The 16,136-nt window shown below is 63.6% G+C and carries 14 protein-coding genes; 10 read left to right on the top strand and 4 right to left on the bottom strand.

The window, feature by feature from the left end:
• Nucleotides 1-34 precede the first annotated feature (34 nt).
• Nucleotides 35-502: a PRC-barrel domain-containing protein gene (locus ACZXDY_RS12735; RefSeq protein ID WP_028163063.1), complete on the top strand. Its 468-nt coding sequence runs from the start codon at nt 35-37 to the stop codon at nt 500-502.
• A complete protein-coding gene (locus tag ACZXDY_RS12740; protein ID WP_130222306.1) occupies nt 492-1,835 on the top strand; it encodes an MFS transporter in 1,344 nt (447 codons plus the stop codon). Before ACZXDY_RS12735 ends, ACZXDY_RS12740 begins: the two co-directional genes overlap by 11 nt.
• A gap of 99 nt (nt 1,836-1,934) precedes the next feature.
• Here the strand turns inward: ACZXDY_RS12740 and glgA are convergent, their stop codons facing one another.
• Nucleotides 1,935-3,356 carry a glycogen synthase GlgA gene (glgA, locus tag ACZXDY_RS12745; protein WP_035689769.1) on the bottom strand — a complete coding sequence of 474 codons (1,422 nt, stop codon included), beginning with the start codon at nt 3,354-3,356 and terminating at the stop codon, nt 1,935-1,937.
• A 257-nt stretch (nt 3,357-3,613) separates the two neighbouring features.
• Here glgA and ACZXDY_RS12750 point away from each other — a divergent pair, with 257 nt between their 5' ends.
• The 3 genes from ACZXDY_RS12750 (at nt 3,614) to ACZXDY_RS12760 (ending at nt 7,190) form a co-directional block, all read left to right on the top strand.
• Nucleotides 3,614-4,795: a CaiB/BaiF CoA transferase family protein gene (locus ACZXDY_RS12750; RefSeq protein WP_028163066.1), complete on the top strand. Its 1,182-nt coding sequence runs from the start codon at nt 3,614-3,616 to the stop codon at nt 4,793-4,795.
• A gap of 96 nt (nt 4,796-4,891) precedes the next feature.
• Nucleotides 4,892-5,962, top strand: coding sequence for an alcohol dehydrogenase (locus ACZXDY_RS12755; RefSeq protein ID WP_464345721.1), 1,071 nt, complete (start codon nt 4,892-4,894; stop codon nt 5,960-5,962).
• Between the two features lie 145 nt (nt 5,963-6,107).
• Complete coding sequence (locus ACZXDY_RS12760; protein ID WP_455997068.1) at nt 6,108-7,190, top strand: isocitrate/isopropylmalate dehydrogenase family protein; 1,083 nt, start codon at nt 6,108-6,110, stop codon at nt 7,188-7,190.
• A gap of 245 nt (nt 7,191-7,435) precedes the next feature.
• Here ACZXDY_RS12760 and ACZXDY_RS12765 read toward each other — a convergent pair whose 3' ends face one another.
• On the bottom strand, nt 7,436-7,831 hold the full coding sequence (locus ACZXDY_RS12765; protein WP_130222530.1) for a helix-turn-helix domain-containing protein: 396 nt from the start codon (nt 7,829-7,831) through the stop codon (nt 7,436-7,438).
• A 130-nt stretch (nt 7,832-7,961) separates the two neighbouring features.
• Between ACZXDY_RS12765 and ACZXDY_RS12770 the strand changes: the two genes are divergently transcribed.
• Nucleotides 7,962-8,693, top strand: coding sequence for a hypothetical protein (locus ACZXDY_RS12770; protein WP_464345722.1), 732 nt, complete (start codon nt 7,962-7,964; stop codon nt 8,691-8,693).
• Between the two features lie 105 nt (nt 8,694-8,798).
• Here the strand turns inward: ACZXDY_RS12770 and ACZXDY_RS12775 are convergent, their stop codons facing one another.
• On the bottom strand, nt 8,799-10,121 hold the full coding sequence (locus ACZXDY_RS12775) for a dicarboxylate/amino acid:cation symporter (protein WP_028163071.1): 1,323 nt from the start codon (nt 10,119-10,121) through the stop codon (nt 8,799-8,801).
• 121 nt (nt 10,122-10,242) lie between these two features.
• Nucleotides 10,243-11,517 (bottom strand): serine hydrolase domain-containing protein, encoded by a 1,275-nt coding sequence (locus tag ACZXDY_RS12780; protein WP_464345723.1) that lies wholly within the window; start codon nt 11,515-11,517, stop codon nt 10,243-10,245.
• 133 nt (nt 11,518-11,650) lie between these two features.
• On the opposite strand from ACZXDY_RS12780, the gene ACZXDY_RS12785 reads away from it, so the two are divergent.
• The 4 genes from ACZXDY_RS12785 (at nt 11,651) to ACZXDY_RS12800 (ending at nt 16,066) form a co-directional block, all read left to right on the top strand.
• Entirely contained in the window at nt 11,651-12,574 is a 924-nt protein-coding gene (locus ACZXDY_RS12785; protein WP_464345724.1) for an intradiol ring-cleavage dioxygenase, read from the top strand.
• Between the two features lie 410 nt (nt 12,575-12,984).
• Nucleotides 12,985-14,301: a CmpA/NrtA family ABC transporter substrate-binding protein gene (locus tag ACZXDY_RS12790; RefSeq protein WP_464345725.1), complete on the top strand. Its 1,317-nt coding sequence runs from the start codon at nt 12,985-12,987 to the stop codon at nt 14,299-14,301.
• Between the two features lie 62 nt (nt 14,302-14,363).
• A complete protein-coding gene (gene ntrB / locus ACZXDY_RS12795) occupies nt 14,364-15,260 on the top strand; it encodes a nitrate ABC transporter permease (RefSeq protein WP_028163075.1) in 897 nt (298 codons plus the stop codon).
• A gap of 11 nt (nt 15,261-15,271) precedes the next feature.
• Nucleotides 15,272-16,066, top strand: coding sequence for an ABC transporter ATP-binding protein (locus tag ACZXDY_RS12800; RefSeq protein ID WP_028163076.1), 795 nt, complete (start codon nt 15,272-15,274; stop codon nt 16,064-16,066).
• Nucleotides 16,067-16,136 lie beyond the last annotated feature (70 nt).

A 16,136-nucleotide genomic window follows, 5' to 3' on the forward strand; every position in this document is an offset into this window, starting at 1 on the left:
ATTCCTGGATTGGAGGCCCCCGATGTGGGCGAACATGGCGATGACAATTATTGCCGCGGTCTTTGCCGCAATTGCGGCCGCCCAAGCGGCCGATGATCCGGCGGCACCGGCGCCGGCCAAACCCCCGGCTGCGCAAAAGGAACCGGCGCCTCCACCCTCGGTGACGGTGATCGGCGCCAGGGATGCGCATGGCATTCTCGGACGCGACGTGCGCAGCGCCGCCAATGAGGACATGGGACGAATTGTCGACGTGATCGTCGATCGCGAAGGCACCGTGCGCGCCGCTGTGATCGACTTCGGCGGCTTCCTCGGTGTCGGCAGCCGCAAGATCGTCGTTGACTGGAACGCACTGCATTTCGGCCAGGTCGCCAACAAGAGCGACAGTATCACGCTCGAACTGAACAAGGAGCAGGTGAGCGCGGCGCCGGAATACAAGGAGGATACGCCTCTCATCGTGCTCGGCGCTGCCGGCAGTTTGCGTCCATGGCAATATGACCATTAAAGTCGGAGATACATTGATCGCTCGTCCCTCCTCTTTAACGGACAGGATTGGCGGCGATCGCAGGCGGTCGACGGCGGACGATCACGGTGCGCCACTGGTTCCGGAGTTGCCGGCACCCGAGCCGTCGCGCAAGCCTTCATCCCAGAGCCAGCGCGGTTTAGACTGGTTCATCTTTTTCCTGGCCGATGTGCAGACCGGGTTCGGCCCGTTCGTGGCGGTCTATCTGACCACGCAGAAATGGACCCAGGTCGAGATCGGCTTCGTGCTCTCGATCGGCGGCATCATTGCGTTGCTGGGGCAGATGCCGGGCGGCGCCATCGTCGATGCGGCGCGCTCCGAAAAAATGGTCGCCGGGCTCGCGGTCGCGACCATCGGCTGCGCCGCGCTGGCCTATGCGGTGTGGCCGATCTTCCCGATCGTGGTGGCGGCAGCAACCCTGCACGCGCTCGCAAGCTGCGTGCTAGGGCCGGCGATCGCGGCGATCAGCCTCGGCTTGGTGGGGCCATATGCGATCAGCGAGCGGCTCGGGCGCAATGCCCGCTTCGCCTCGCTCGGCAACGGTTCGGCGGCAGCGCTGATGGGCGCCGCCGGGTATCTGATCTCGAGCCGTTCCGTGTTCCTGGTCACCTTCATCCTCGCGATACCGACCTTGATCGCGCTGTCGCGGATTCGCGAGAAGGAGATCGATATCGCGCAAGCCCATGGCGCCGTTGTCCGCGAGGTGCCCGACAAGAAAGCGACCAGCGTGTTCGCGCTGTGCAGCAAGCGGGCATTGCTGATCTTCGCCGTCAGCATGCTGCTGTTCCAACTCGCGAACGCGGCGATGCTGCCGCTGATGGCGGGCGTGGTGACGATGCGATCCAGCCAGTGGGCGCCGGTGCTGATCGCGGCCTGCATCATCGTGCCGCAGGCGATCGTGGCGCTCGCCTCGCCTTCGGTCGGACGCAAGGCGCAGGCCTGGGGCCGGCGGCCGCTGCTCCTGCTCGCCTTCGGCGCGCTCGTGATCCGCGGCGTGTTGTTTGCGACTGTGCACGATCCCTATCTGCTGGTGGCCGTGCAGATCTTCGACGGCATTACCGCGGCGGTATTCAGCGTCATGGTGCCCTTGATCGTGGCGGACGTCGCCTTCGGCAGCGGGCATTTCAACCTGGCGCAGGGCATCATCGGCACCGCGGTCGGAATCGGCGCATCGCTGAGCACGGTGCTCGCCGGCTATGTCAGCGACAAGTTCGGCAGCAATATCGCGTTCCTGGGCCTCGCGGGCATCGCCTCGCTCGGCCTCCTGATGATCCTCTTGATCATGCCCGAGACGCGACGAACGGCGCCGGCGTGAGTCCCCGTAGCCCGGGTGAAGCGTAGCGTAACCCGGGGCGCCTGCATCAACATCCACCAGCGGTCCCGGGTTGCGCTGCGCTCCACCCGGACTACGGCTCTACGCCTGCGGCAGCGCCAGCTTGCGATAGAGCGCGCCGTACAAGGCGGCCGAGATGCTCCAGCTAAAGCTCCGCGCCATGGCGCTGCGGCGCATGGCGTCGAGCCGGTCCTTGGCGACGAACGCCTCGAACGCGCGGTGCACGCCGCCGAGGAAGGATTCCGCCGATGGCTGCGCGAACAGGAATCCAGTCTCGCCGTCCTGGATGGTCTCGGCCAGCCCGCCGGTCTGGTGGCCGATCGGCAGTGAGCCGAAGCGCTGCGCATACATCTGGCTCAGGCCGCAGGGCTCGAAGCGCGACGGCATCAGCGTGAAATCGCTGCCGGCAAAGATCCTTCGCGCCTGGGCGTCGTTGAAGCCGATCGCGACCCCGATCGCGTCCGGCCGCCGCCGGTGTGCTTCCACCAGGGCCTGCTCGATTCCCGGCTCGCCGGAGCCGGTGACGACGATCTGCCCGCCGGCCGCGACGATCTTATCGGCCGCAGACAGCACCAGATCGACGCCCTTCTGGTGCACCAGGCGGGCGACCAGGCCGAACATCGGGCCGCGGGAGACGGCAAGGCCAAACTGCTTGCGGACGTAATCCGCATTGGCCTGCTTGCCGGCCCAGTCGCCGACACCGAACTGCTGCGCGAGCTTGGCGTCAAAGCGCGGGTCCCAGCTCTCGTCGATGCCGTTGAGGATTCCGGTGAGCTGCGCGGCGTCGGAGCGGATGCGCAGCAGGCCCTCGAGCCCGCAGCCGAGCTCTGGCGTCGTGATCTCCTTGGCATAGGTCGCGCTGACGGTCGTCAGATGCGAAGCATAGACGATGCCGCCCTTGAGGAAGGACAGCTTGTCGTAGAACTCGAGCCCGTCGATGTGGAAGGAGCTTTCCGGCGCGCCAATCCGCCGCAACGAGTCTTTCGGGAAGAGTCCCTGATACGCGAGATTGTGGATGGTCAGGATCGAGGGGATGCGCGCGCCGCGCCAGGCCAGATAGGCCGGCGCCAGCGCGGCCTGCCAGTCATTGGCGTGGACGAGGTCGGCTGCCCAATTCTTGTCCAGACTGCCTGCGGCGAGTTCTGCCGCGGCCGACGCGAATCGCCCGAAGCGGATGTCGTTGTCCGGCCAGTCGCGTCCACTCTCGTCGCCGTAAGGGTTGCCCGGACGGTCATAGAGCTGTGGGCACAGCACGACGTAGACCGGCATGCCGTCGCGGGTCGAGGCGCGGCCGATCGAGCATGCGGGCATCTCCGCAAGCGGCGCGCATTCGCCAACGATTTCAATATGAGTGAGTTGCTCGACCACGTCCCGATATCCGGGGAGCATGATCCGGACATCGCTCAGGGGACGCAGGGCTCTGGGAAGGGCGGCGGAAACAGCAGCAAGGCCGCCGACGCGGACGAAATCGTCCATTTCAGTGGTGATGAATAAGACCCTCAAAAAAGCGCCTCGCTCCAACCTGTAAACGACTATGCAAAAATGGTTCCAGTTTTCCTTTGACGAAAATCAAAGGGCCCGCCCAGTCCGGTCTGGTTCAGACGCTTCCCTGCAGAAGCCGCTCCACCTTCTTGTTTGAGCATGGTCCCCGCGCAAGCGCTTCGCGTTTGTCGCGAGGGAAAACCGGTTTCCACTTTTCCGGATCATGCTCTAGGTTCACGCCGCGCCGATAAAAGGTACGGCCCGAGGGAGCTTTGCGAATGACGATAGTCGAGAACGATGAGGGCTATTTGACAAAGAGCCTGGGCGGCCTTCGTGTGCTTGATTTTTCGACGACGATCGCCGGCCCTCATTGCACGCGCATGCTTGCCGACCTCGGAGCGGAAGTCATCAAGATCGAGCCTGCTGAAGGCGAGATGATGCGTACCCGCCCACCGATGCGTAAGCTTTGCTCGACCGCGTTCGGCCAGCTCAATGTCGGCAAGAAGAGCCTGACGCTCGACTTGAAGTCGGCGGAAGGGGTGGAGGTGGTACGCCGCCTCGTCGCGACCGCCGACATCTTGGTCGAGAATTTCCGCCCCGGCGTGATGCAGCGCTTGAAGCTCGATTACGCCAGCCTGCGCGGGCTCAACCCGCGGCTGATCTATTGCTCGATCTCCGGCTACGGCCAGACCGGGCCGTCGGCTGGCCTGCCGGCCTATGCTCCGGTCATCCATGCCGCCTCCGGCTACGACATGGCGCATCTGGCCTACCAGGCCGGGCGGAGCAGGCCCGACTATTGCGGTATCTACATCGCCGACGTGCTGAGCGGCGTCTATGCGTTTGGCGCGATCGGAGCGGCGCTGCATCAGCGGCACAGCACCGGGGAGGGCCAGCACATCGACGTCTCCATGCTCGAAGCGATGCTGAGCCTGACCTTGAACGAGGTGCAGTGGGCGCAGTTCAAGGTGCAGCCAACGGCGCGGCCGATGTTCGGCCCTGTTGAGACCTCCGACGGCTACGTCATGGTCGCGATCGCCAGCGAGAAGACGTTCCAGAGCTTGATGCAGGTGATCGGTCGTCCCGAATGGGTGAGCGATCCACGATTCGCCAAATATTCCGACCGCCGGGAAAATTGGGCGGCCCTGATGGATGGCGTGGAGGATTGGTCGCGCCGGGTGACGACAGAACAATGCCTCGCCGCGCTCAATGAGGAGGGCGTGCCCTCATCCGCCTATCGCACGGTGGAGCAAGCGCTGGCCGATCCGCAGCTCGCGCATCGCGGCGCTCTGGCCGAGGTCGAGGACGGCGGCGGGACCTTCAAGGTGGTCAACCTGCCGTTCCGGATGTCCGGCGCGAAGGTTGCGGCCGTAAAGCGAGTGTCGACGCTCGGCGAGCACACCCGCGCCTATCTCAAGGAGGCGGGCCTGTCCGACGCGGAGATTGCCGCATTCGCAGGCTAACAGCCGGCAAGGCTGATCGTCGCCCGCCGAGGTTTGTCTCGCGTCGGCAGACGTGGCAATGTTGCCGTAACAACAAAGAATGTTGGGAGAATAAAGATGAAGAGTTTCCAGGTTGCCGAGTTCAACGCCCCCTTGAAGGAAGTCGACCAGCCGACGCCGGAGCCGACCGGGACGCAGGTGCTGATCAAGGTGAAGGCGGCCGGCATCTGCCACAGCGATCTGCATATCTGGGAAGGCGGCTACGATCTCGGCCACGGGCGCAAGCCGCTGTCGCTGAAGGATCGCGGCGTCTCGCTGCCGCGCACGATGGGGCATGAGACCGTCGGCGAGGTGGCGGCGTTCGGGCCGGACGTGAAGCCGGGAGACACCGGTGGCCTCAAGGCCGGCGACGTGGCGCTGGTTTATCCCTGGCTCGGCTGCGGCAAATGCCCGACTTGCCTCGCCGGCGACGAGAATATGTGTGCGGTCAAGCCGAACTCGCTCGGCGTCTATTGCGACGGCGGCTACGCCGATCACATGCTGGTGCCGCATCCAAAGTACCTGCTCAACCTCAAAGGGCTCGATCCCGTCACCGCCGCGCCTTATGCCTGCTCGGGCGTGACCACCTACAGCGCACTAAAGAAGGTCGAGTTCGCCTTCGATTCGCCGATCGTGATCATCGGCGCCGGCGGCCTCGGCCTGATGGCGCTGTCGCTGCTGAAGGCGATGGGTGGCAAGGGGGCGATCGTTGTCGACATCGACGCGCGCAAGCGCGAGGCGGCGGAAGCCGCCGGCGCGCTCGGCACTGTCGACGGCGGGGCGGGCGATGCGCTGGAGCAATTGGCGAAGAAGGCGGGCGGCCCGATCCGCGCGGTGATCGACCTGGTCGGCAACGCCCAGACCACGCAACTCGGCTTCGACTGCCTGGCCAAGGGCGGCAAGCTCGTGATCGTCGGCTTGTTCGGCGGTGGTGCAACCTTCGCGCTGCCGCTGATCCCGATCAAGGCGATCACGATCCAGGGCAGCTATGTCGGCAACCTTCGCGAGACGCAGGAACTGCTCGACCTGGTCCGGACCAAGAAGATTGCGCCGATCCCGGTGACTCCTGTGCCGCTCGCCAAGGCCTATGATTCCCTGCTCGAATTGCAGAAAGGCAAGCTGGTCGGCCGCGCCGTGCTGATGCCGTAAGCCGCCACCATACTCCGCCGTCATGCCCGGGCTTGTCCCGGGCATCCACGTCTTATGGTCGTTCAGCGGTAAGAACGTGGATGGCCGGGACAGGCCCGGCGATGACGAGTTCAAAAACCTTCATTGTTTCGAATGGGGGAATCCCATGTCCGCAAACAACGCCCTCCATATCGCAGTGCTCGGCGGCGACGGCATCGGTCCGGAGGTGATGGCGCCGGCACTCGAAGTGTTGCGCAAGATCGAGGCGGCGACGGAGCTTCGATTCCGCTTCACCGAGGCACCCGCGGGCGCCAACCACTACAGAGAGACCGGCGTCTCGCTGCCGGAATCGACGGTGAGGCTGTGCGAGGAGGCGGATGCGATCCTGTTAGGAGCCTGCGGCCTGCCGTCGGTGCGCTACCCCGACAACACCGAGATCGCGCCGCAGATCGAGTTGCGCTTCCATTTCGATCTCTATGCCGGCGTGCGGCCGGCGCGGCTGATTCCGGGGGTGCCAAGCCCGATCGTCGGCGCGGAGCAGCGCGGCATCGACTTCGTCGTGATCAGGGAATCGACCGAAGGCCTGTTCGCCTCGATGGGCAAGGGCGTCGTCACCGAGGATGAGGCGCGCGAGACCATGCTGATCACGCGCAGGACCTCCGAGCGCCTGTTCGAGTTCTCGTTCCGCCTCGCCGAACGCCGCAAGGCGCGCGGCCGCGTTGGCGGCGGGCTGACCTGCGTCGACAAGGCGAATGTGTTCAAGGCCTTTGCATTCTTCCGCGGCATCTTCGACGAGACCGCAAAGCGGCATCCGGATGTCAGGGCCGATCACCTTTATATCGATGCCTGCTCGGCGCTCATGGTGAAGCGTCCGTGGGATTTCGACGTCATGGTGACGGAGAACATGTTCGGCGACATCCTCTCCGACCTTGCTGCCGGACTGATCGGCGGTATGGGCATGGCGCCGTCAGCCGACATCGGCGACCGCTACGCGGTGTTTCAGCCTTGCCACGGCACTGCGCCCGATATCATGGGGCAGGGCAAGGCCAATCCGACTGCGATGATCCTGTCGGTCGCGATGATGCTGGACTGGCTTGCCGACAAGCATGGGCTGGAGAGCGCGGCGGAAGCCGGTGAACGGATCGAGCGCGCCGTCGACAAGGCCTATGCCGGCGGCATCAAACCGATCGAGATCGGCGGCGGCAACGGCACCGCCGACATCGCCAAGGCCGTGCTGGCGCTGTTGTAGCTTCGAACCCGCGAGAAGAGGGGCCCGACGGTCGCGCGACCGATTGTCGCTCTCGGCATCGATGCTGGAACGGACGCGCTTCTGCAAAAGGGCCAAATGCAAAAAGCGCCGCCATCGCGATGGCAGCGCTTCAGCAAAGCCTCGATCCGAACCAACGCATAGCCCGGTGCAGCGTTTTGCCACGGTTCGACGCGCTTGCGCGGATCGATGCGGTCCGCGCCACGAAACGGAGAAGGGCCGACGGCTCAGCCTTCGTTCGCGGCGATCGATTCCATCAAGGACACCAGTTGACGTTGAACCGTCTGGTCCTTGATCTTGCTGTAGGCTCGCAGCAACCTCAGGCTGAAAGCGCTGTCCAGGAAGAGGAGGCTTTCGACCTCGCGCGACTTGTTGTCGCCGTCGTAGAAGAACGTGACAGGCACGTCGAGCGCGGCAGCGATCTGCTGAAGGCGAGCAGCGCCGACACGGTTCACGCCCTTCTCGTACTTCTGGACCTGCTGGAAGCTGACGCCGAGCTTTTCGCCCAGCTCCGCTTGCGAGATCTTTTGCTCCACACGCCGCAGGCGAATCCGTTTGCCCAACTCAATGTCGGGCTTGCCGGCACTGCGTTGCTTCATCTTCTTTGCTGCTGATCTGTTCATTCTGGTTACCCGTCCTTCAAATCGGGAGGCCCTGCGCAGATTGGTCAGGGATTCGTCCATACTTCCGCGTTAACTTTGTCCGGATCGTGAGTTCGTCTCGCGAACCACGGTACTCCAAGCAGACTGTCGAATGGTAGCCAAACGCCGCGCGCTTTGGAAGTATCCAGATACCGGCGCCGTCAGACTACCTAAAGTCGTCAACGCCCGAGATAACTTGCGATATCCCGCACTGTGTATTTGGCAAAATATTGGACAAACCACAACTACTACGGGTTGGATCGACACAGATTTTGAACGCATGCTTACTACCGGCCTCTGCATGCGTGGTTCTACATCCCGTACTTGTACGGGACCTGAACGGCTCTGGATTTCGCCAAAAAATGACAGCGGACATAGCCGCGTGGCGCATCCCTCCCGCGCGTTAGGCGCATTAGAAGGAAAACAGAGCACCAATCACCCGCTGGACAATTTCGCAAAATTTCTGGATCATCTGTCCATTCACGCGCCCGACCACCCGCAGACCTTTGTGGAGAGGCTCATGAAGCGAAGAAATGAAACGCCGCGGATCTATCTCGCAAGTTCGGGAGCGGAAGAAATGCCGGTTGTCCATACCGAAGAACGGTTGCTCTCGCTGCTTGCGACGCTTGAGGAGTGCAGGGACTTCCTCACGGACAAGGCAAGTCCGGAAACGGCGCGTTTGCTGTCGCTGGCCATCCTCGAACTCAGGATGGAGCTGCATCAGGTGACCGACGCCGAGCTCAAGGCGCTGTGCGACCTGATGACTCCGGAGGAGCGGCCGCCGCAGGAAGTAAGGTCGGTCTCCGGCAAGCCGCTGCCGCCGTATCTGAAACTGGTCAAATAGCGCCCGTTTGCGCGTAGCCCGGATGGAGCGCAGCGCAATCCGGGGCCTAGCCAGATCGCGTGGCGCCCCGGATTGCGCTGCGCTCCATCCGGGCTACGATTCACCTCACCCCGCCGTCACGTCGACCAGCTCGTCGCCGTCGAGCACCCGCGTGGCCTTTTCGCGGTCGAGATCGCCTTCCCACGCCGCCACCACGACTGTCGCAACGCAGTTGCCGATCAGGTTGCCGACGGCGCGGGCCATGCCAATGAACCAGTCGACCGACAGCACCAGCACGAGGCCGATGGCGGGAATGGTCGGCACCGCATTCAGCGTCGCCGCCAGGATCACGATCGCCGAGCCCGGCACGCCATGCGCGCCCTTTGAGGTGATCAGGGAGACGCCGAGCACCAGCAACAGATCGCCGAACGACAGCGGCGTGTTGGTCGCCTGCGCGATGAACACCACCGCCAGCGTGAGATAGATCGAAAAGGCGTCGAGGTTGAACGAATAGCCGGTCGGGATCACCAGCCCGACGACGGAGTCCTTGACGCCCAACCGCTCCAGCTTGCGCATGATCTGCGGCAGCACCGCGTCGGACGACGCAGTCGCCAGCACGATGGTCAATTCCTCGCGAAGGTAGGCCAGGAATTTGAGGATATTGATGCCGGCCAGGGCCATGACGCCGCCGAGCACGCCAAACACGAAGATCGCAACCGAGATGTAGAACAGCGCGACCAGCGAGACCAGTTGCTTGAGCGAGCCGACGCCGTATTTGCCGACCGTATAGGCCACCGCGCCGAGCACGCCGAGCGGGGCGGCGCGCACGATCAGCCCCATCGCGCGGAACAGCACCGCCGAGACAGCGTCGATCATGGAGGTGACCTTCTCGCCCTTTTCGCCGCCGACCAGCGCCAGGCTGACGCCGAAGATCACCGCGAAGAACAAGACCTGCAGCACGTCGTTGCGCGCCAGCGCATCGAAGGAGGTGGTCGGAATGATGTTCAGGAGGAAAGCGCCGATGCCGCCGCCCTGCAGCTTGTGGGCGTTGTCGGCATAGGTGTTGAGCGCTTTGGCATCGAGCGTCGAGGTATCGATGTTCATGCCATGGCCGGGCCCGAACAGATAGGCCAGCAGGAGGCCGACGACCAGCGCGATCGTCGTCATCGCCTCGAAATAGATCAGCGCCTTGACGCCGACGCGACCGACTTTCTTCAGGTCGCCGGCGCCGGCAATGCCGTGCACGACCACGCAGAACACGATCGGTGCCACGATCATCGAGATCAGCTTGAGGAAGGCGTCGCTGAAGATCTTCAGCCCGATCGCGAAGTCGGGGGCGATCACGCCGAGCGCGATGCCGAGCAGCAGCGCGGCAAGCACCTGGACGAAGAGGGATGTGTAGAGCGGCTTGCGGGTTTCGGTAGCTGCTGCGGCTGTGATGCTCGACATGGTCTGCTCCCATGGGTTTTGCCCATGCGTAGCAACTTGCATGCCAAGCACGCGTCGCGACGGTTCGAAAGCTGTCGAAGTTCCGCGGCGCTTCACGCGATGCGCCGCGGAACAAAGAGGGTCAAAGGTTGCTGTCGGCGATCGCGGCGTACACCATGGTGCGCAGCTCGCGCCGCAGCGGGTAGGCGCTGGAGGGGAGCACCTGCGTCATGAAGATCGTGATCAATTCTTCCGCCGGGTCGATCCAGAACGACGTGGTTGCGGCGCCGCCCCAATTGTATTCGCCGGGGCTGCCGGCAATCAGCGTCTGCGCCGGGTTCATGGTCACGGCAAAGCCGAGGCCAAAGCCGATGCCGTTATAGGCCGCTTCCGAGAACAGCGAGCGCGACAGGGCCGGCAGGTCGACGCCGCCGGGCAGATGGTTCGACGTCATCAGCTTCAAGGTCTTCGGTCCGATCAGCCGCACGCCGCCGACCTCGCCGCCATTGAGCAGCGCGCGGCAGAAGGTGAGATAGTCGGCGGCCGTCGAGCACAATCCGCCGCCGCCTGATATCAGCGAGGGCGACGACAGGAACGAGCTGGTGGCCGGGTCATCCTGCAGCGTCAGCCCGCCCTTGCGGTCGGCGGCATGGAACGTCATGCCGCCTTGCGGGTCGGCGGAATAGCAGGCCGCCAGGCGATGCGCCTTGTCTGCCGGCACGAAGAAATCGGTGTCGTTCATGCCGAGCGGGTTGAAGATACGCTCCCTCAGGAATTGCTCGAACGGGATGCCGCTGATCTTGCCGACGAGATAGCCGATCACGTCGGTGGCGACAGAATAATTCCAGGCCTCACCCGGTGAGAATTCAAGCGGGATCTTGGCGAGATCCTCGATCATGGTGTCGAGCGTCCCGGCCTTGACGACCTCGCCGATCTTGTTCTCGCGATAGGCTGCATCGACATTTGAGCGCTGCTGGAAGCCGTAAGTGAGCCCCGAGGTGTGCCGCAGGAGGTCGACGATCAGCATCGGCCGCGACGGCGGCTTGGTCAGGAACGCCGGCGCGGTGCCGGCCTGGAACACGCCGAGGTTCTTCCATTCCGGGATGTATTTATGGACGGGCTCGTCGAGTGCCACGAGGCCTTGCTCGACCAGCATCATGAAGGCGACCGAGGTGATCGGCTTGGTCATGGAATAGATGCGGAAGATGGTGTCGTCCTTGACCGGCACCTTGCGCTCGACATCGGCAAAGCCTTGCACAGTCGAATGCACGATCTTGCCGCGGCGGTAGACCAGAAGCTGCGTGCCCGGAAACCGCCCGGCCTCGATGTAGCGCCGCTTCAGGTGGTCCTCAAGCCGGTCCAGCGCCGCTTGCGACATGCCGGCGGATTCGGGGGAAGCGGGGGTGGGGGCTAACATCGCTCTTCTCCGGTTTTGGGGCAGGCCTTGATAGCCGAAAAGTGTCCTGCGTTCCAATCACCTGGCGCTTACACCGTCGTGGGTCGTCGTGTAGGCTGAAGCCAAGCGAAACCAATTCGCAGGGATGGAAGCAATGCCGCAATTCAATGACACCGAGCTGACCGCCGCCGTCATCCAGAGCTTCGAGGAAACGCCGTATCCGCGGGCCAAATTCCTGCTTCAGGAATTGGTGAAGTCGCTGCACGATTATGTCCGCCGCACCGACCTCACCTTCGAGGAATGGGAATATGCGATCGATTTCCTGACCCGCACCGGTCACAAATGCACCGATATCCGCCAGGAGTTCATCCTGCTCTCGGACGTGCTCGGCGTCTCCATGCTGGTCGATGCCGTCAACCACCGCGACCGCGATGGCGCCACCGAGACCACGGTGCTCGGACCGTTCTATGTCGGCGAGCACAAGGTGACGCCTGATGGCACCGATATCTCGGCGACGCTGCCCGGCGAGCGGCTCTACGTGCAGGCGCGCGTCACCGATCTCGACGGCAAGCCGGTCGCCGGCGCACCGGTCGACGTCTGGCATGCCGACGACGATGGCTTCTACGATTCACAGAAGCCGAGCTATGCGACGCAGGGCCCGTCGTCGCGGGCGCGCTTCATCACCGGCGGTGATGGCCGTTTCCATTTCCGCACCATCCTGCCCTGCAGCTATCCGATCCCGACCGACGGCCCGGTCGGCGAGATGATCATGCAGACGCGGCGCCATCCGATGCGTCCCGCGCACATCCATTTCCTGGTCGCGGCGAAGGGCTATGAGCCGCTGATCACCCACGTCTTCATGGAGGGCGACAAATATCTCGACTCCGACGTGGTGTTCGGCGTCAAGGACGAGCTGGTCGCGAAGGTAGAAAAGCGCACCGATCCTGTCATGCCCGACGGCACCAAGACGAGCGAGCCGTGGCATTTGATGACCTACGACTTCCGCATCAAGCCGGGCGAGGGCGCGCCGCCGGCACCACTCGGCGTGAAGGCCGAGAAGGTCGGCGAAGACGCGTAGGCGGCGGTAGCCCGGGTGAAGCGCAGCGTAACCCGGGATTGCTGCTGACCACGCGCGCAGGGGTCCCCGGGTTGCGCTGCGCTTCACCCGGGCTACTGCTCAAGCAGGGCCTGCTCATTTTTTGTGCGGCGCACAAAGATTGAGCGAATCGCAAAATTTGGCGGCGGAACCGAGCGAGACGCGCGGAGCGGTGCGACTCCCAACCCGTTACATTCCTTAGAATTTTTCCAACACGCGGCTTGGCACGAAGCTTGAATAGCTAGCTTGCGACGCCATTGAAGCCGTCCCTCGAAACCAATCATCCGAATTGTGACACCGCCAGACTGGGGCCTCCCCAGCACGCGACCCCGTGCGCTTTAGCGCGGCGCCACAAGCGGACGGGCATTCAGACGCAAAGGACATTTGCACGCATGACGAAGCCGACCAAAGAGACCTCCCGCCATGGCGTCAGCCGCCGCCAGATTCTGAAGGCGGCAAGCGGAACGGCCGCATTGCTGGCCGCGGCGAAACTGAATTTCCCGGCCGGCGCGTTCGCGCAAGGCGCAGGCCCTGAAGTGAAGGGCGCCAAGCTCGGCTTCATCGCGCTCAGCGACGCCGGTCCGCTGTTCGTGGCCAAGGACAAGGGCATCTTCGCCAAATACGGTATGCCCGATGTCGACGTGCAGAAGCAGGCTTCATGGGGCACGACGCGCGACAATCTCGTGCTCGGCTCGGAAGGCAACGGCATCGACGGCGCGCATATCCTCACCCCGATGCCTTACCTGATCTCCGCCGGCAAGGTGACGCAGAACAACCAGCCGACACCGATGTACATCCTGGCGCGGCTCAACCTCGATGCGCAGTGCATCTCGGTTGCCAAGGAATATGCCGATCTCAAGCTTTCGACCGACGCCTCGCCGTTCAAGGCGGCGCTGGACAAGAAGAAGGCGAGCGGAAAGGCGGTGAAGGCCGCGATGACCTTCCCCGGCGGCACCCACGATCTCTGGATCCGCTATTGGCTCGCCGCCGGCGGCATCGATCCCGACAAGGACATCGAGACGATCGTGGTGCCGCCGCCGCAGATGGTCGCCAACATGAAGGTCGGCACCATGGATTGCTTCTGCGTCGGCGAGCCCTGGAATCTGCAACTCGTTCACCAGGGCATCGGCTACACCGCCGTCAACACCGGCGAAATCTGGAACAAGCATCCGGAGAAGTCGTTCGCGATGCGCGCCGCCTGGGTCGACAAATATCCGAACGCGGCGAAGGCCATCACCATGGCCGTGATGGAAGCCCAGCAATGGGCCGACAAGGCCGAGAACAAGCAGGAGCTGGCCGCGATCATGGCCAAGCGACAGTGGATCAACTGCCCGGTCGAGGACGTCTATGACCGCAGCGCCGGCAAGTTCGACTACGGCACCGGCAAGGTGGTCGAGAACTCGCCGCACATCATGAAGTACTGGCGCGACTTCGCGTCCTATCCGTTCCAGAGCCACGATCTCTGGTTCCTCACCGAAGATATCCGCTGGGGCAAGTTCGAGGCGGGCTTCGACACCAAGGGGCTGATCGCCAAGGTCAACCGCGAGGACATTTGGCGCGCGGCTGCGAAGGATCTCGGCGTGCCCGCGTCCGAAATTCCGACCTCAACCTCGCGCGGCAAGGAGACGTTCTTCGACGGCAAGGTGTTCGATCCCGAGAATCCGTCGGCCTATCTGAAGTCGCTGTCCATCAAGCGTGTTGACGTCTGATCCGCGCAAAGCGGCGCGCATCTGCGCGTCGCCCGGCACCTGAACACGGAGAGAGATTTTCGATGTCTATGCCTGCACTGAAAACCGACGCCGCATCGACGGCACTTCCGGTTACGGCTGCGCCCGTCGTGACCATGACGCCGAAGCGTGCGCCGCAGTCCGAGAAATACGCCAAGATGGCGAAGGAGGCCGCGGTGCGCGTGGTGCCGCCGCTGATCGTCGTCGCGTTCCTGCTCGTGGTTTGGGAGCTGATCTGCCGGCGCGCCGGCTCGACGCTGCCGCCGCCCTCGCGTGTGTTCAGCGATACCAAGGAACTGATCTTCGATCCGTTCTTCGATCATGGCGGCATCGACAAGGGCCTGTTCTGGCATCTGTCGGCGAGCCTGCAGCGCGTCGCCTATGGCTATTCGCTTGCCGCAATCATCGGCGTCGCGCTCGGCACGCTGGTCGGTCAATCGGTCTGGGCGATGCGCGGACTTGATCCCTTGTTCCAGGTGCTGCGCACCATCCCGCCGCTCGCCTGGTTGCCGCTGTCGCTTGCGGCCTTCCGCGACGGCCATCCGTCGGCGATCTTCGTGATCTTCATCACCTCGGTGTGGCCGATCATCATCAACACCGCCGTCGGCATCCGCAATATCCCGCAGGATTACCGCAACGTCGCCGCGGTGGTGCAGCTCAACCCGCTCGAGTTCTTCGCCAAGATCATGATCCCGGCGGCTGCTCCCTACATGTTCACCGGCCTTCGTATCGGCATCGGCCTATCCTGGCTGGCCATCGTCGCGGCCGAAATGCTGATCGGCGGCGTCGGCATCGGCTTCTTTATCTGGGACGCCTGGAATTCCTCGCACATCAGCGAAATCATCCTGGCGCTGTTCTATGTCGGCATCATCGGCTTCGTGCTCGACCGCCTGATTGCGGGCGTCGCGAAGATCGTGACCCGCGGCACCGCCGTGAACTGAGGGGACATGTCATGCAGGCCTACCTGAAGCTCGACCATATCGACAAGATCTTCACGCGCGGCAATGCCACTACCGAAGTGTTGAAGGACATCAACCTGACGATCGAGAAGGGCGAGTACGTCTCGATCATCGGCCATTCCGGCTGCGGCAAGTCCACGCTGCTCAACATCGTGGCCGGGCTCACCGGTGCCACCCATGGCGGCGTGCTGCTCGAGAACCGCGAGGTCAACTCGCCGGGCCCGGATCGCGCGGTCGTGTTCCAGAACCACAGCCTGCTGCCGTGGCTCACGGTCTATGAGAACGTCAAGCTCGGCGTCGACAAGGTGTTTTCGAAGACCAAGACGCGGGCCGAGCGCGACGCCTGGGTGATGCACAATCTGAACCTCGTGCAGATGGCGCACGCCAAGGACAAGCGGCCGAACGAGATTTCAGGCGGCATGAAGCAGCGCGTCGGCATTGCGCGGGCGCTCGCGATGGAGCCGAAGGTGCTCTTGCTCGACGAGCCCTTCGGCGCGCTTGATGCGCTGACCCGCGCGCATCTGCAAGATTCCGTGATGGCCCTGCACCAGAAGCTCGGCAACACCATTTTGATGATCACTCATGACGTCGACGAGGCGGTGCTGCTGTCGGACCGCATTGTAATGATGACCAACGGTCCGAGCGCACGGATCGGTGAAGTGCTGGAAGTGCCGCTGGCGCGCCCGCGCAAGCGGCTCGAGCTTGCCACCAACTCTGGCTACCTCAAGTGCCGGCAGCGGGTGCTCGAATTCCTTTACGAGCGGCATCGCTTCGTGGAAGCGGCGTAGCCGGCAGTCGTTATTGCCGGGCTAGAGCGCGCAGCGCGTCTTCGCAAAAATGACGCGGCAATCCATCGAA

The sequence above is a fragment of the Bradyrhizobium sp. LeoB3 genome (genome assembly GCF_055456055.1).

Coding starts and splice junctions, on each gene's coding strand:
- ACZXDY_RS12790 (WP_464345725.1), top strand. CDS start 12,985: ATGACGAAGCCGACCAAAGAGACCTCCCGCCATGGCGTCAGCCGCCGC.
- ACZXDY_RS12770 (WP_464345722.1), top strand. CDS start 7,962: ATGGTAGCCAAACGCCGCGCGCTTTGGAAGTATCCAGATACCGGCGCC.
- ACZXDY_RS12735 (WP_028163063.1), top strand. CDS start 35: ATGGCGATGACAATTATTGCCGCGGTCTTTGCCGCAATTGCGGCCGCC.
- ACZXDY_RS12785 (WP_464345724.1), top strand. CDS start 11,651: ATGCCGCAATTCAATGACACCGAGCTGACCGCCGCCGTCATCCAGAGC.
- ACZXDY_RS12755 (WP_464345721.1), top strand. CDS start 4,892: ATGAAGAGTTTCCAGGTTGCCGAGTTCAACGCCCCCTTGAAGGAAGTC.
- ACZXDY_RS12775 (WP_028163071.1), bottom strand. CDS start 10,121: ATGTCGAGCATCACAGCCGCAGCAGCTACCGAAACCCGCAAGCCGCTC.
- ACZXDY_RS12780 (WP_464345723.1), bottom strand. CDS start 11,517: ATGTTAGCCCCCACCCCCGCTTCCCCCGAATCCGCCGGCATGTCGCAA.
- ACZXDY_RS12740 (WP_130222306.1), top strand. CDS start 492: ATGACCATTAAAGTCGGAGATACATTGATCGCTCGTCCCTCCTCTTTA.
- ACZXDY_RS12800 (WP_028163076.1), top strand. CDS start 15,272: ATGCAGGCCTACCTGAAGCTCGACCATATCGACAAGATCTTCACGCGC.
- ntrB (WP_028163075.1), top strand. CDS start 14,364: ATGTCTATGCCTGCACTGAAAACCGACGCCGCATCGACGGCACTTCCG.
- ACZXDY_RS12750 (WP_028163066.1), top strand. CDS start 3,614: ATGACGATAGTCGAGAACGATGAGGGCTATTTGACAAAGAGCCTGGGC.
- ACZXDY_RS12760 (WP_455997068.1), top strand. CDS start 6,108: ATGTCCGCAAACAACGCCCTCCATATCGCAGTGCTCGGCGGCGACGGC.
- ACZXDY_RS12765 (WP_130222530.1), bottom strand. CDS start 7,831: ATGAACAGATCAGCAGCAAAGAAGATGAAGCAACGCAGTGCCGGCAAG.